A 14,028-nucleotide genomic window follows, 5' to 3' on the forward strand; every position below is an offset into this window, starting at 1 on the left:
CTTGTTGGCCACCATTGCGCGCGCTACGCTTTCGCATGAGCACGCACGTGACACCAGCTTCGGGGTGTCAGGACATCACGACTTCACCGTACGTGACAGCCGGCGCTCGTCGGGCGCAGCCACCACGTCCACCGCGGCCCACCTCCACGTATCGTGACGACGCGTACGTCCCTCTGCATGAGGCGGGTTGAGCGAAAACATCGTCCTGATTTGCCCGACGTGGCAAGCGCGCGTGGGTGCGACAAACTAACACGACGGGCAGTTTGCGCATGATGCGCATGCGCGGATTGCCCGTCGGGCAGAGATAGGATGCTTCACCTCGGTGACGTGGATAGCCACAACCGCGCGTCGGATCGCCAGCATTGCGCTCTGCGATGCAGCGCCCTCTCCCCTTGTGGGAGAGGGCATCTCCGGCCGATCAGCCCGCTCGCTTGGGTGAGGGGTCTCTCTCAGCAAACTACGCTCGGAGAGGGACCCCTCACCCGAGCGCGTTTGCCGCTCTATACTACATGCCCTCTCCCACAAGGGGAGAGGGCGCAGTCATCGGCATTGCGCGGATCGTCGTCAGCGAGTCGCTTGCCGCAATGATGATGGGCTTACTACCCATCATCACCGCACGCGAGTCGGCTGCGCGTCTGAGGTCTGGGCCAAATGCATCGCCAGCTCCCGCCACGGCGCCAATGTCCACGCACCCGACGCCGCGCCGGACGGCGAGGCGAGCACGAACGTGGTCGGGAAGTCGGCCTGCTCCGGCTGCCGCCCGAGCGCGGTCGCGCCGGTCGGCTGGCCATAGAACAGGCTCGCGGCCTTCTTGCTGGTGAAGGCGACCGTGGCTGGTCGATGCTGCCGGATCTTCGCAATGAAACCGGCGACGTCGACGCCGGCCTTCAGCGCGACATGGTCCATGCCCGCGCCCTGCTTGCACAGATCGGTGAAGCCGATGCCGAGCACGCGCAGCGCTGGAGACTCGTGCGGCTGGTACAGCCGTGGCGTCAGGCCGACGGCGAACAGCGTCGGCCAGAAGCGGTTGCCGGGGTGGGCGTAATAGTGCCCGGTCGCCGCCGAGCGCTCGCTCGCGGCGGTGCCGACGAAGACGAGGCGCAGGCCGGGCTGGAGCTGGTCGGGCAGGCGGTCCATGGCGCCGTTGTCTCATTGTTGCAGTCGTTGCAACAGGCTGTTGACGCGATGCTGCATTGTTGCTGCGGCGGCCGTGGTCTAGGTGACGGCGAGCAACAGGAGCACCGCATGTCGCAACGTCGTCTGTATCATTTCGTTCTTTCCGGCCACGCGCATCGCGTGCGGCTCATGTTGAGCCTGCTTGACCTGCCTTGCGAGCTCGTCGAGGTCGACCTCAAGGGCGGCGCGCACAAGCGGCCGGACTTTCTCGCGCTCAATTCGTTCGGCCAGGTGCCGGTGCTGGTCGACGGCGACGCCGTCATCCCGGACTCCAATGCGATCCTGGTCTATCTCGCCGGCCGCTATGACGGCTCGGGCAAATGGCTGCCGCGCGATCCGCTCGGCCAAGCGCAGGTCCAGCGCTGGCTGTCGGCGGCGGCCGGTCCGCTCGCGTTCGGCCCGGCAGCGGCGCGGGTGGCGACCTTGTTCGGCGCCCCGCTGGACATGGCGAGGGCGCATCAGCTCGCCAACAGCCTGTTCACGGTGATGGAGCGGGAACTCGCCGCGCGGCCGTTCCTCACCGGCGCGGCGCCGACCATCGCCGACGTCGCGCTCTACAGCTACACCGCGCACGCGCCCGAAGGCGGCGTGTCGCTGACGCCGTACCCGAGCGTGCAGGCGTGGCTGGCGCGGATCACTGATCTGCCCGGATTCGTGCCGATGCAGGCGAGCGCGGTCAGCGCCGCCTGACCGCCGCCATGCATGAATGCGTGCGAACGCCGCTTACAGGAAGCAGCGGCGCTCGTCGCGCAGCTTGAGCTGGATGTTGGTCGCCTCGACGAAGGTCGGCACCGGCTTGGAAACGATCTTGTAGGTCGACGGCCACTCCACCGGCTTCGACTGCAACTCGGTGTTCCAGATCTGGCAGATGCCGGTGTTGTCCCAGCGGATCACGTAGTAGCCGGACTTGGGCGCAGGCGCGGCGAAGGCGGTGGGCACGATCGAGGCGGCTGCAATGGCCGTGGCGGCAGCGAACGTGGTCAGGCGACGCATCATCAATCTCCTCAAACGAAACAACGACAATCGCCCGCCCGCGCGGGCCACCGGCCTTGCGGCCGGACCAAGGCCCAAGTGGTGCGACAAAAGCGCGCGCAACGCAAGCCGCCCGTGCCGTCGTTCACAGCGATGTCCGGGATGTGAATGACGACATGCGGTTGTCACATGATGCCGTCAGGCGCGCGCCGGCTTACAGCGTGCAGCGGCCCTGCTGGCGGAGCCTGATCTGGCGGGTCACGGCGTCGTTGAACGTCGGCACCGGCCGGCTGATGACCTGATAGCCGGACGGCCATGCGATCGGCTTGAAGGCGAAGGCCTCGCTCCAGACCTGGCAGATGCCGGTGTTGTCCCAGCGGATGATGTAGTAGCCGGCCTGCGCCGGCGCAGCGGCGAGCAGCGCGGCCGCGGCGAGGCCTGCGGCAAGACAGACTGTGGTGAAACGAGGCATCGTGAAAACTCCGGCAACAAACTGGCCCAGCCCGCGGCCGGCCCTATGTCGGAGCGGTCTCGATCAATTTGAAGGCAGCCGCGCGCGAATCGTGCGGCAAAAGCGCGCGATGCCCCCGGCCGATGATGAGGCGCGATGAGGTGGCGGAGCGAGAGGCCTCTCGGCGTGCGCAGCGCGTCGCGCAGGCCTCAGGAGTGGATGCCCCCGGCGCTCGGTCGGGACGAGAACCGGAGATCGCCGCTGAAGCTCGCGGTCGGAACCAGCGCCGGACCCGCGCCGGCGAGGAGCGGCTGCGAGGCCACCGGCCCCGCGCGCCGGCGCAGGAAGTGGCGCTCGAGATAGGCGTAGGACAGCGTGGCCGCCACGACCGACAGCGGCAGCCCGATCGCGAGCCGCAGCGGCCACCAGACGCCGTAGCTGTCCAGGAAATTCAGAACCGGCAGGTGCCAGAGATAGATGCCGTAGAAGATCCGGCCGAGGAAGATCGCGACCGGCCATTCGAAGATGCGGTGGCAGATCGTGCCGTGGCTGCGCATCAGCATGGTCAACGCGAGGATGCCGGGAAGCACGCCGCACAGCATGCTGCCGAACAGATAGTAGTTCATGCTCGGCCCGTCCGCCGGCCAGAACAGGAAGGTGACCGTGCCCCAATAGATCAGGAGCGGCCACGCCAGCTTCGGCCAGAGCCGGTCGAGCGCGGGTGAGGTGCCGTGCGGCACCAGCCTGAGCACGACGGCCATCGCGCATCCCGCCATCAGTGCATCGGCGCGGGTGTCGAACGCGGTGTAGAGCCGGCGCCACTCGGCCCCATCGAGCACCAGAGCGACGCGCCAGGCCCAGATCGCGGCCGCAATGGCGCAGATGGCGCCGACCAATCGCCAGGTGACGCCGAGGCGCTTGACCAGGACTGCGAAGGTCAGCGGCCACAGCAGATAGAACTGCTCCTCGGTCGACAGCGTCCAGGTGTGGCCGATGTCCTCGATCGTCTTCGGGTCGAACACATACCAGTAGTTGGCGATGTAGGAGAGCGCGATCGCGGCGCGTTCCAGCGCCGGCAGGAACGGCGGCCGCAGCAGCCAGGCGAACAGCAGATAGGCGGCGAGCATCAGCAGCAGCGGCGGCACGATCCGGGCGAAGCGCCGCGCATAGAACTGCCGGAACCTGATGTGGCCGTGCTTGTCGATGTCCCGCAGCAGCAGGCCGGTGATGTAATAGGCGCTCGCCACGAAGAACAGGTCGATATAGAGCACGGCGCCCGGCACGAGCGTGTGCGAGACATGGGCCGTAACGACGCCCAGGGTCATCAGCCCGCGCATGCCGTCATGCGAGGGAACGTAGCCGAGCGGATAGACCTGAGCCTGGAAGGCCTCCCGGATCGCCTCCCGCAATGGCGCCGTGGCGGCGCCAACGAGGCGGAACAGGGCATGGATCGACCATGAATAAAACATCTATCGTGAAATTTTCGGAGATAATGTTTCGGATTATTAAATCCTATTTAAAATTTAAATCGGCCGCAAGAGACGAAAATCGCGGAGCGGGGCCATCACGACGCAGGGTTGCAGCAGAATGAGGCAGGCCGCTCGCTGCGGTGGCAAACGGCGGCGCGGCTCGGCATCATTGCAGTGGATGAAGGGGACCTCGCGGTTGAACTGCGCTTGGGCGACGGCGAGTAGCTGAGGCCGGCGAATTCTGCAGGCGGAGCGGTTGCTTCCTGCACGGAGAACGTAGGGCGGGTTAGCGCCCGCGGGACGATTTCACCGCGGAGGGAATGTTTGCCAGGGCGCGTAACCCGCCGCCTGCGCGGAATGGTGGGTTACGCGAACGGCTTTCAGCCATGTGCGAGCGTGGAGAGATCCGTCGGTTGCCGTCCGCTAATACTACTGAGTCAAAAATCGACGATATACCCGGCTAAGAATCAAGTATTTGTAGAGATTCAGACTTTCACGCGCGGGAGGGTCGAATGGATCTCAAGCCTGAGGAAGCCAGTGCGCGTCGATTTTCAACCTATGTCGAAGGTCTCGCGAGCGAGATCGGGCACGCGGACAGAGTAAACCCGCTTCACGATTATTGTACAGGCCTGATGCTGCCCGGGGAGCGCAAGAGCGTAGAACCAATGGCGGCCAGGACGGCTCCGGCGCGCACGGCGGCCCAGCATCAGTCGCTGCTGCACTTCGTCAATGCCTCACCCTGGTCGGACGAGAAGGTACTGGCCAAGGTGTGCGAGATGGTGCTGCCGGCGATGGAGAAAGCCGGGCCGATCGAGGCCTGGATTCTCGACGACACCTCGTTTGCGAAGAAGGGTAAGCATTCGGTCGGCGTGCACCACCAATATTGTGGCGAGCTCGGTAAGCAGGCCAATTGCCAGGTGGCGGTGACGCTGTCGATCGCCAATCACGCCGCCAGCCTGCCGGTGGCCTATCGGCTGTATCTGCCGGACGTCTGGACCAAGGACCGCACGCGACGAAAGAAGGCGGGCGTGCCCAAAGACATCAAGTTCAAGACCAAGTCGAAGATCGCGATCGAGCAGATCCGCTCTTCATGCGAAGCCGGTCTGCCGCGCGGGGTGGTCTTGATGGACTCCGGTTACGGCCGTGACTCGCAACTGCGCACGGAGATCACGGCGCTCGGATTGACCTATGTCGCGGGCATTCTGCCCAACACCCTGATGTGGCCACCCGGGAGCGGTCCACGGCGGAAAGGAAAGCCGCAGAACAACACGGGTCGTCGTGACGAGCCTGACCTGGTCTCGGCCAAGAAGGTGGCGTGTGGCCTGCCAAAGGAGGCTTGGCACACGATCCGGTGGCGCCAGGGTTCGGCCGAATGGCTGTCATCGCGCTTCGCCCGGGTACGCGTTCGTGTCGGGCACAACAAGCTGATCCCGGAGCAACTGAAATCGGAGTGGCTGCTGATCGAATGGCCCAAAGAGGAAAAGGAGCCGACCAGATACTGGCTCTCGACATTGCCCGCGACAACCACCTTCAGGAAGCTTGTCGACTTCACCAAGCTGCGCTGGAGGGTCGAGCGCGACTATGAAGAGCTGAAGCAGGAGATCGGGCTCGGCCACTACGAGGGACGCGGCTGGCGCGGCTTCCATCACCACGCCACGCTGTGTATCGCGGCTTACGGCTTCCTCATCGCCGAGCAGGCGACGATTCCCCCCTCAGGATCGCGTTCCACCTGGACAATCCAGGCGCCTGCCTTACCCGACGATTATCGACCCAGAGGCGCCGCCCGTGCGGCCTGAACGCCACATCCCGAACTCGATTGCAACCATGCGCATACGGCTGACTCGAGTGCTGGCCAGAACCTTGCCTCGATGCCCATGTTGCGGTCTTGTCCCGAAGCCAAAAAGAAGAAATTTGTGACGCAGTAGTACTAACCCACCCTACCGTTTCACGGCCGCGACGCCCTCGATCTCGATCAGCATCTTCGGATCAGGCAGCGCCACCACCACGCAGGTGGTGCGCGCCGGATACGGCGCCGGCCCGAACGCCGCGGCGTAGAGCCGGTTCATGGTCGCAACATCAGCGGCGCGCGTCAGCAGCACGTTGACCTTGACGAGGTCGCGAATATCAGCGCCGCCTTCGGTCAGGACGCGGGTGAAGTTCGTCACGACGTTGGCGAACTGCGCCTCGAAATTGTCGGGCAGGTTGCCGTGGGCATCGAAGCCGGGAATGCCGGAGACGAAGAGGAGATCGCCGACGCGGGTGCCGAACGACAGCGGCGGGGCCTTGATGTGAGGCGGGGCGGGGATGTGGTGAATGGGCAATATCATTTACACTGGCGAAAAACATTAAGATCAACGACCGCTGTGATCGATGTCGAACTATCTATTTTCGTAGAGTGATTCCAGATTGTTCGAGCAGTTGATGCGCTGTCAAACTGACCTCTTGCACAGTCCAATTGATTTGAAGCGTGTGCGAAACCGGTTCGGGCAGGCTATCCGCATAGATCCGAGCTTCCACAGACACTAGACCTGAATGCCGTGCGCCAATCATGACCGTTGCTTCAGGACTTATTTCCCTTTGAGGCTGAAGGGCTGGAAGCTCTAGTCTAGTAACCTTTAGATTCCCTATTTCTTCGACTTGCGAGCGTTTGTCAAGAAATGTTGGGTGCCAGATAATAGAGGTCTCTGATCGCCGAGGAGTTGGTCGTTGGATTTCGGCGAAAGGAAGGGCTAAGAGCTGAGAGTCTTTCATCGAAATTCTAATATCAACGTATATATCTCGCGCTCCAACTCCCCCAGAGTTTTTAAGCCAGAATCGTATCGGCCGAAAGAGATTTTCGGTTACTAGATACTTGGCCATCTTTCGATAATAGTCTTTGTTATTGTCCTCAAACAGTCCGCTAAGTAACCCCGTCGATGTTTTGGTCGGGTCGGCGCTCTCTCCGTGGTTTGGCAGTTCTTCGATGCCGCTGACGTTTATAGATGTCGTCTTTAGGTCCATCTCAGAGCCAACCAGCTTTCCGCTGCTTGGATCAGCAAATCCAAATTGAATTTCGGTCCTGCTGCTGAGGTTAACATTGTTGCCGCTTTTGTTCTCCTCCGCCAACAAAGTTCTTATCTGAATTTCAAGTTGACGCCAAAGCTTGTCGCGAAATTCAATCTGATTGGAGAAGTGCTCTACAAGCGCTCTAGGGAAGGTCTTTCCTTTGAACTCTCTAAGGCGCCTAAGTTGCTCCAAGTCGATTGTGCCGGGATCTTGCTTCGCCTGAGAGAAGTATAGCATGACCGGCTTGCCTTGTTGTGCAACGCGCTCGATCTCTTCTACGGTGCCGCTGTCTGCGGCTCCGGTCGGCGAGCCGACTCTCGTCCAAAAAATACCGACCAGGAGATCGCAGTGATCCACTACTTGTCTGTTGATAACTTCCTGAGGTCGATGACCAAATTCGGGGGAGCTGTGCGTTTCCCATCGAAGGGGTAAGAGAACGATCTGGCGCTCAGAAGAGTTTAGATCATTCCATGCCTGTATCGTATCTACCGCAATTTCTCTTTCTTCGCCAACGTCCGATGGTGAGGCGATAAGGATACGAAAAACTTTCGCATTGTAAGACATGGCCAATCCGAGCCTTAATAGGCCGTCGTACAAACAAATTAGCCTTGTTCGCTAAGAGGCACTCAGTCAGGCGTTGCAGTGGAGTATGCCGGCTACAGTCCGCACAGCTCACGGTGTGCGCCTAACCAACTAAGCTCCCTTGTCCTATTCTACTATGAGGGCCAATAGAACGATTCGTGAACTTGGTCAAACAAAAAGCCGGGCTTTCGCCCGGCTTTGATGGATGGCCGGGTCTGCGCCCGGCCATGACGATGGAGAGAGCGGGGCGCGGCTTCAGGACAACGCCTTGTTGCTCTCCTTCACCTTCTCCGCATCGAGATACACGCTGCCGCCCATTTCCTTGAACTTGGCGCTCATCTGGGCCATGCCGTCCTCGATGGTGCCGCTGATGGTCATGCCGACCGTCGCCGGATCGTTCAGCGTCGCGGCGTAGTCGCGGACGTCCTGGGTGATCTTCATCGAGCAGAATTTCGGGCCGCACATCGAGCAGAAATGCGCGACCTTGTGGGCTTCCTTCGGCAGGGTCTCGTCGTGGAAGTGCTTTGCGGTCTCCGGATCGAGGCCGAGGTTGAACTGGTCGGTCCAGCGGAAGTCGAAGCGGGCGCGGGACAGCGCGTCGTCGCGGAGCTGCGCTGCGGGATGGCCCTTGGCGAGATCGGCGGCGTGGGCGGCGATCTTGTAGGTGATGACGCCGACCTTGACGTCGTTGCGGTCGGGGAGACCGAGATGCTCCTTCGGAGTCACGTAGCACAGCATGGCGCAGCCGAACCAGCCGATCATGGCGGCACCGATGCCTGAGGTGATGTGGTCGTAGCCCGGCGCGATGTCGGTGGTCAGCGGCCCGAGCGTATAGAACGGTGCCTCGCCGCACTCCTTGAGCTGCTTGTCCATGTTGATCTTGATCTTGTGCATCGGCACGTGGCCGGGGCCTTCGATCATGACTTGGCAGCCCTTGTCCCAGGCGATCTTGGTCAGTTCGCCAAGCGTTTCCAGTTCAGCAAATTGCGCGCGGTCGTTGGCGTCCGCGATCGATCCCGGGCGCAGGCCGTCGCCGAGCGAGAACGAGACGTCATACTTGCGCATGATGTCGCAGATCTCTTCGAAATGCGTATAGAGGAAGCTCTCCTTGTGATGCGCGAGGCACCACTTGGCCATGATCGAGCCGCCACGCGAGACGATGCCGGTGACGCGGCTCGCGGTGAGGTGGATGTAGGCCAGCCGCACGCCGGCATGGATGGTGAAGTAGTCGACGCCCTGCTCGCACTGCTCGATCAGGGTGTCCTTGTAGAGCTCCCAGGTCAGCTGCACCGGGTCGCCGTTGCACTTCTCCAGCGCCTGGTAGATCGGCACGGTGCCGATCGGCACCGGCGAATTGCGCAGGATCCATTCGCGGGTGGTGTGGATGTTGCGGCCCGTCGAGAGGTCCATCACGGTGTCGGCGCCCCAGCGGATCGCCCACACCATCTTGTCCACCTCCTCCTCGACCGAGGAGGTCACCGCCGAGTTGCCGATATTGGCGTTGATCTTGGTCAGGAAGTTGCGGCCGATGATCATCGGCTCGAGCTCGGCGTGATTGATGTTGCAGGGGATGATGGCGCGGCCGCGCGCGATCTCGGAGCGCACGAACTCCGGGGTGATGAAGGCCGGGACCTCGGCGCCGAAGCTCTCGCCGTCGGCGAGCGCGGCCTCGGCGCGCTTGAGCTGGGTCTTGCGGCCGAGATTCTCGCGCTCGGCGACGTAGATCATCTCCTTGGTGATGATGCCGGCGCGGGCGAATTCGAGCTGGGTGATCTTGTGGCCGTCGAGGCCACGCAACGGCTTGTGGTGCGCGGTGAACGCTTTTGCGGCCTTGTCGGCGCCGACATTGCCGTTGTCCTCGGGCTTGATGTCGCGGCCGACATATTCCTCGACACCGCCGCGCTCGCGCACCCAGGCAATGCGGGCGCGCGACAGGCCGGCGTTGACGTCGATCGTCACGGTCGGGTCGGTGTAGGGGCCGGAGGTGTCGTAGACCGGCAGGTTGGGCTCACCGGCGCCTTCGGAGAGGATGATCTCGCGCAGCGGCACGCGCAGGTCGGGCGCGGACTCCGGGGTCGCGTAGATCTTGCGCGAGGAGGGCAGCGGGCCGGTGGTGACGGCGGGCAGGGTGGTGTCGGGATTGGAGCGGATGTTCATGGGATCCTCCTGATCAATTGTTGTTATCGGAGTGAATGGGGGACGTCATTGCGAGGAGCACTTGCGACGAAGCAATCCAGGGCGGCACGCGTGGCTCTGGATTGCGTCGCTTCGCTCGCAATGACGGCGGAGAGAGTTGAGCCTCATGCCAGTTGCTCGCTCGTACCGAGCCGAGGGCGAAAATGAGTTGTCGACGTAAGGGGCGGATGCTGTTCAGGCTCCCTCCCCCCTTGTGGGGGAGGGTTGGGGAGGGGGGTAACCCCGCGTTCGGTGCTCGTGGCTCACCCCCCTCCCTAGCCCTCCCCCACAAGGGGGGAGGGAACGAGCTCGTGTGGGGCGAGGTCGGGGCCCAATCGCTCTCAGACGCATTCGCAATAGTGGCGCGCATCAGGCCGGCTCCTTCGTCGCATCGAGCCAGGCGCGGACGCGGGCGTCGGGGTCTACGTTCTGCGTGACGTCGCTGACGACCGCGATGGAATCGGCGCCGGCGGCAAAGATCTCCGCGGCCTGCTCCAGCTTGATACCGCCGATCGCGACCAGCGGAATCGTGCCGACGCGCTTCTTCCACTCGGTGATCTTCGCGATGCCCTGCGGCGCGAAGCGCATGGCCTTCAACGTCGTCGGGAAGATCGGACCGAGCGCGACGTAGTCGGGCTTGGCGGCGAGCGCGGTCTCCAGCTCGGCATCGTCATGCGTCGAGAGGCCGAGCGTCAGGCCGGCCTCCTTGATCGCGGCGACGTCGGCGTCGGCGAGATCCTCCTGGCCGAGATGGACGTGCGCGGCGCCGGCGACGATCGCGGCGCGCCAGTAGTCGTTGACGATCAGCCTGGTCGCGGTGCCCTTGGTGATGGCGAGCGCGTCGGTGACGATCTGCAGCGCCTCGCCGTCATTGAGGTCTTTCGCGCGCAACTGCACGGTGCCGACGCCGAGCCTGGTCAGGCGCTCGACCCAGGCGAGGCTGTCGACGACGGGATAGAAGCGGTCAGGATACGGCATGCCAGAACGGTGTCCCAACGACAGGAGTGGAGGGCGAGGCGAAATCACGGGCGTCCATCAGCCCGGCCTCAAAGGCGGTGCGGCCGGCCTCGCAGCCGAGCCGGAACGCGCGCGCCATCGCGACCGGGTCGGCGGCTTTTGCCACCGCGGTGTTGAGCAGCACGGCGTCGTAGCCGAGCTCGAGCGCTTCCGCCGCGTGCGAGGGCGCGCCGAGGCCGGCGTCGACGACGAGGCTGATGTCAGGCAGGCGGTCGCGTAGGAGCTTGAGCGCATCGCGATTGGTGATGCCCTTGGCCGAGCCGATCGGCGCCGCCCAGGGCATCACGACCTTGCAGCCGGCATCGACCAGGCGCATCGCGACCGTGAGATCCTCGGTGCAATAGGGGAAGACCTCGAAACCGTCCTTGATCAGGATGGTCGCGGCTTCGACGAGCCCGACCACGTCGGGCTGCAGGGTGTCGTTGTCGCCGATCACCTCGAGCTTGATCCAGCTCGTGCCGAACAATTCGCGCGCGAGCTTGGCGGTCGTCACCGCCTCGCGCACGCTGCGGCAGCCGGCGGTGTTCGGCAGCACCGTGACATTCAGCTCGTTGATCAGCTTCCAGAAAGCGTCGCCGGTCTTGCCGCCGGCCGCCTCGCGCCGCAGCGACACGGTGACGATCTGCGCGCCCGAGGCGCGGATCGCGTCCTGCATGATGGCCGGAGATGGGTAGAGCGCGGTGCCGATCAGCAGGCGGGAGGTGAAGGTCTTGTCGTAGAATTTCAGCATGGGAAAGGTTTCTCCCCGAATGAGGCTGTCATCCCCTGTCTGCGCGGGGCGCGACTTTCTCTCCCCACGTCGTCCCGGCGAACGCCGGGACCCATACCGCGTGATCTCGCGTGGGACCTCGGTGGGAGAGATCGAGCTTCAACACAAAAGCCGGTGGCTATGGGTCCCGGCGTTCGCCGGGACGACAGCGGAGTGCGTGGCGCAAGCGAGCGCTCCATGAACTTCACCCTCCCTGCCGGGGCGTGATGATCTCGATCTCGTCGCCGGTCTTGAGCTGCGTCTCGGCCCAGCGGCTCCTCGGCACGACGTCGTAGTTCAGCGCGATCGCGAAATGGGTGCCCTCGTAGTCGAGCTCGGAGAGCAGCGCGGCGACGGAGGTCGCGGCGATGTCGCGGGCCTCGCCATTGACGGTCACGCGCATCGCATCACCTCGTTGTCGATCTGGCCGTGCGAGATGTAGTTCAGCGTCGCCTGCGCCAGCGCGGGGGCGATCAGGAAGCCGTGGCGATAGAGGCCGTTGACGCGGATCTCGCGCTCGCCCTTGATGGTGATGCGCGGCAGATTGTCGGGATAGGCCGGCCTGAGCCCTGAGCCGAATTCGAGGATGCGGGCCTCGCCGAATGCGGGATGCACGGAGTAGGCGGCACCGAGCAATTCCAGCGCCGAGCGCAAGCTGACGCCGGTGTCCTCGGCCTCGAGCGAGGTCGCCCCCAGCATGAACAAATTGTCCTCGCGCGGGATCAGATAGAGCGGGAAGCGCGGATGCATCAGCCGCACGGGCCGCGCGAGCTGCACCTCGGCGGTCTCGATCAGGATCATCTCGCCCTTGACGCCGCGCAGCTCGGGCTCGGCGTCGCGCGCCTCCAGCCCGCGGCAGTCGATCACGAGGCCGTCGAGATCATCAGCCGTGACGTCGCTGTTGAACAGCACCCGGCCGCCGGCCTCGACGATGCGCTGATGCAGCTTCGGCAGCACGCGGCGTGGCTCGACATGGCCCTCGGTCGGATAGAACAGGCCCTCACGGAAGCGGCCCTCCAGCGACGGCTCCAACGCTGCAAGCTGCTGCGCGTCCAGCCGCTGATAGCCGGAGGTGCGGCGGGCGAAGCGGTCGTAGTCGGCGCGGTCGCGGGCATGCGCGATCACCAGCGAACCGTTGAACGGCGTGTCCGGCAGCTCGCGCCGCCAGATGTCGAGCGAGGCGAGCCCGAGCCGGCTGATGATCGGCTCGGCGACCTCGCTCTCGCAATAGGGCGCGAGCATGCCGCCGGCCCAATGGCTGGTGGAGAGCATCAGATCGGCGTCGCTGCGCTCGTGCAAGGTGACGTGATGGCCGGCCCGCGCGAGCAGCAGGGCTTGCCAGGCACCCGCGATGCCCGCACCGATGATGGAAACGGGGACATCCCCGCGCGTGGTTGTCTGCTGCATCCCTGTCCCTTCGCCGGCATGACCCGGATCAGGTTCAAAGGGTCACCGCACATCGCTGCGGTATCTCAGCTCCCCTCGGAGCTCCCCTCGGAACGCGCTTAAAATAGACCGATATCCCCCCGTGTCAACGGAGTGTCACGGAAAGACAATGCCGACGGCCCTTGGAACCAATGGCGATCAGTGCGCCCGCGCGTGGCGGCCGGTTGCAATCTTTGGGGTGATGTCGAGCGGGGCGCTCGTCCGCTCGGAGCGGCCGGCGGGCCGCGCGTCGGCCAGGCGCTGCCGCTTGGCCTCCTCGTAATAGCCCCTGGCGAAGTAGAGCACGGCGCGGTCGTGGTCGCCGCGGGCGGCACGGTAGGCGCCGGCGAGATAGCGCACGCCATAGGTGAGGTTGGTGTTCGGATCGTGCAGGCCCTGCGCGTCGCCGGTGTAGCCGAGGCCGCGCGCGGTGCCGAGCTTGATCTGCATCAGGCCGATGCAGCCGCAGCGGCCGACCAGGTCCTTCTGGTATTTGCTCTCGCGCACGATGACGCGGTGGATCAGCGATTCCGGAATGTTGTTGGCGGCGGCGTGCACCGCCACCAGCGCGTCGATATGCGGATGGCCGGTGTCGATGTGGCGCGGCTTGGCCTCGGCCGCCTTGCGCTCGGCCTCGCGGGGCTCGGCCGCAGCGGCATCGGTGTCGGCTGGCGCTGAGGCATTGGCGTCCATCGGCGGCGAGGTGTCGGCGCTGCTGACGGCCTCGATCGCCTCGACCTCGCGCGCGGCCTTGGTCACCGCGCTGCGTACGGCCAGCTCCCTGCCGTCAGAGCGGACATGGGCGAGCTTGACCTTGCCGGCCTTCGGTTTGGCTGCACTGTCCGATGCGGTGCTCGCATCATCGGCAGCCACGGCGAACGGCACGGGACCAGCCATCGCGAAGCCTGCAATGCAGGCCGTCAGCACGAGACGTCTCATGTGTCAGGATCCCCCGGGAACCACACGCA

At 64.2% G+C, this 14,028-nt stretch carries 14 protein-coding genes and 1 riboswitch; of the genes, 2 read left to right on the top strand and 12 right to left on the bottom strand.

Going from position 1 to position 14,028, the window contains the following annotated elements; all coding sequences use genetic code 11:
• Positions 1 to 609: 609 nt before the first annotated feature.
• Positions 610 to 1,137 carry a mismatch-specific DNA-glycosylase gene (locus QW868_RS17740; RefSeq protein WP_316231068.1) on the bottom strand — a complete coding sequence of 176 codons (528 nt, stop codon included), beginning with the start codon at positions 1,135 to 1,137 and terminating at the stop codon, positions 610 to 612.
• Between the two features lie 108 nt (positions 1,138 to 1,245).
• On the opposite strand from QW868_RS17740, the gene QW868_RS17745 reads away from it, so the two are divergent.
• Entirely contained in the window at positions 1,246 to 1,866 is a 621-nt protein-coding gene (locus QW868_RS17745; RefSeq protein WP_315811690.1) for a glutathione S-transferase, read from the top strand.
• A gap of 33 nt (positions 1,867 to 1,899) precedes the next feature.
• On the opposite strand, the gene QW868_RS17750 is transcribed toward QW868_RS17745, so the two are convergent.
• The 3 genes from QW868_RS17750 to QW868_RS17760 form a co-directional block, all read right to left on the bottom strand.
• On the bottom strand, positions 1,900 to 2,169 hold the full coding sequence (locus QW868_RS17750; protein WP_315738575.1) for a hypothetical protein: 270 nt from the start codon (positions 2,167 to 2,169) through the stop codon (positions 1,900 to 1,902).
• 193 nt (positions 2,170 to 2,362) lie between these two features.
• Positions 2,363 to 2,620, bottom strand: a complete 258-nt coding sequence (locus tag QW868_RS17755; protein WP_315738574.1) for a hypothetical protein — start codon at positions 2,618 to 2,620, stop codon at positions 2,363 to 2,365.
• A gap of 188 nt (positions 2,621 to 2,808) precedes the next feature.
• Positions 2,809 to 4,068 carry an acyltransferase gene (locus QW868_RS17760; protein WP_316231069.1) on the bottom strand — a complete coding sequence of 420 codons (1,260 nt, stop codon included), beginning with the start codon at positions 4,066 to 4,068 and terminating at the stop codon, positions 2,809 to 2,811.
• A gap of 512 nt (positions 4,069 to 4,580) precedes the next feature.
• Between QW868_RS17760 and QW868_RS17765 the strand changes: the two genes are divergently transcribed.
• Positions 4,581 to 5,864: an IS701 family transposase gene (locus QW868_RS17765; protein WP_316231070.1), complete on the top strand. Its 1,284-nt coding sequence runs from the start codon at positions 4,581 to 4,583 to the stop codon at positions 5,862 to 5,864.
• Positions 5,865 to 6,005: 141 nt separating this feature from the next.
• Here QW868_RS17765 and QW868_RS17770 read toward each other — a convergent pair whose 3' ends face one another.
• The 8 genes from QW868_RS17770 to QW868_RS17805 form a co-directional block, all read right to left on the bottom strand.
• A complete protein-coding gene (locus QW868_RS17770) occupies positions 6,006 to 6,389 on the bottom strand; it encodes a RidA family protein (RefSeq protein WP_316231108.1) in 384 nt (127 codons plus the stop codon).
• Positions 6,390 to 6,450: 61 nt separating this feature from the next.
• Entirely contained in the window at positions 6,451 to 7,677 is a 1,227-nt protein-coding gene (locus tag QW868_RS17775; RefSeq protein WP_316231071.1) for a hypothetical protein, read from the bottom strand.
• Positions 7,678 to 7,950: 273 nt separating this feature from the next.
• Positions 7,951 to 9,852, bottom strand: coding sequence for a phosphomethylpyrimidine synthase ThiC (gene thiC / locus QW868_RS17780; RefSeq protein WP_316231072.1), 1,902 nt, complete (start codon positions 9,850 to 9,852; stop codon positions 7,951 to 7,953).
• A gap of 387 nt (positions 9,853 to 10,239) precedes the next feature.
• Positions 10,240 to 10,848 carry a thiamine phosphate synthase gene (locus QW868_RS17785; RefSeq protein ID WP_316231073.1) on the bottom strand — a complete coding sequence of 203 codons (609 nt, stop codon included), beginning with the start codon at positions 10,846 to 10,848 and terminating at the stop codon, positions 10,240 to 10,242.
• Positions 10,835 to 11,617 carry a thiazole synthase gene (locus QW868_RS17790; protein ID WP_316231074.1) on the bottom strand — a complete coding sequence of 261 codons (783 nt, stop codon included), beginning with the start codon at positions 11,615 to 11,617 and terminating at the stop codon, positions 10,835 to 10,837. The genes QW868_RS17785 and QW868_RS17790 overlap by 14 nt, the downstream gene beginning before the upstream one ends.
• 223 nt (positions 11,618 to 11,840) lie before the next feature.
• On the bottom strand, positions 11,841 to 12,038 hold the full coding sequence (thiS, locus tag QW868_RS17795; protein ID WP_315781926.1) for a sulfur carrier protein ThiS: 198 nt from the start codon (positions 12,036 to 12,038) through the stop codon (positions 11,841 to 11,843).
• Positions 12,029 to 13,042: an FAD-dependent oxidoreductase gene (locus tag QW868_RS17800; RefSeq protein WP_316158177.1), complete on the bottom strand. Its 1,014-nt coding sequence runs from the start codon at positions 13,040 to 13,042 to the stop codon at positions 12,029 to 12,031. The genes thiS and QW868_RS17800 overlap by 10 nt, the downstream gene beginning before the upstream one ends.
• Positions 13,030 to 13,140, bottom strand: a riboswitch (TPP riboswitch). (Overlaps the previous gene by 13 nt.)
• 79 nt (positions 13,141 to 13,219) lie before the next feature.
• A complete protein-coding gene (locus QW868_RS17805; protein ID WP_316231075.1) occupies positions 13,220 to 13,999 on the bottom strand; it encodes a lytic transglycosylase domain-containing protein in 780 nt (259 codons plus the stop codon).
• Positions 14,000 to 14,028 lie beyond the last annotated feature (29 nt).

The organism is Bradyrhizobium sp. SZCCHNR1051 (assembly GCF_032489615.1).
Classification (GTDB): domain Bacteria; phylum Pseudomonadota; class Alphaproteobacteria; order Rhizobiales; family Xanthobacteraceae; genus Bradyrhizobium.

What these genes read in the sequence shown, in the direction of transcription:
- QW868_RS17740 (WP_316231068.1), bottom strand. Translation starts at nt 1,137, where the DNA reads ATGGACCGCCTGCCCGACCAGCTCCAGCCCGGCCTGCGCCTCGTCTTC.
- QW868_RS17745 (WP_315811690.1), top strand. Translation starts at nt 1,246, where the DNA reads ATGTCGCAACGTCGTCTGTATCATTTCGTTCTTTCCGGCCACGCGCAT.
- QW868_RS17750 (WP_315738575.1), bottom strand. Translation starts at nt 2,169, where the DNA reads ATGCGTCGCCTGACCACGTTCGCTGCCGCCACGGCCATTGCAGCCGCC.
- QW868_RS17755 (WP_315738574.1), bottom strand. Translation starts at nt 2,620, where the DNA reads ATGCCTCGTTTCACCACAGTCTGTCTTGCCGCAGGCCTCGCCGCGGCC.
- QW868_RS17760 (WP_316231069.1), bottom strand. Translation starts at nt 4,068, where the DNA reads ATGTTTTATTCATGGTCGATCCATGCCCTGTTCCGCCTCGTTGGCGCC.
- QW868_RS17765 (WP_316231070.1), top strand. Translation starts at nt 4,581, where the DNA reads ATGGATCTCAAGCCTGAGGAAGCCAGTGCGCGTCGATTTTCAACCTAT.
- QW868_RS17775 (WP_316231071.1), bottom strand. Translation starts at nt 7,677, where the DNA reads ATGTCTTACAATGCGAAAGTTTTTCGTATCCTTATCGCCTCACCATCG.
- thiC (WP_316231072.1), bottom strand. Translation starts at nt 9,852, where the DNA reads ATGAACATCCGCTCCAATCCCGACACCACCCTGCCCGCCGTCACCACC.
- QW868_RS17785 (WP_316231073.1), bottom strand. Translation starts at nt 10,848, where the DNA reads ATGCCGTATCCTGACCGCTTCTATCCCGTCGTCGACAGCCTCGCCTGG.
- QW868_RS17790 (WP_316231074.1), bottom strand. Translation starts at nt 11,617, where the DNA reads ATGCTGAAATTCTACGACAAGACCTTCACCTCCCGCCTGCTGATCGGC.
- thiS (WP_315781926.1), bottom strand. Translation starts at nt 12,038, where the DNA reads ATGCGCGTGACCGTCAATGGCGAGGCCCGCGACATCGCCGCGACCTCC.
- QW868_RS17800 (WP_316158177.1), bottom strand. Translation starts at nt 13,042, where the DNA reads ATGCAGCAGACAACCACGCGCGGGGATGTCCCCGTTTCCATCATCGGT.
- QW868_RS17805 (WP_316231075.1), bottom strand. Translation starts at nt 13,999, where the DNA reads ATGAGACGTCTCGTGCTGACGGCCTGCATTGCAGGCTTCGCGATGGCT.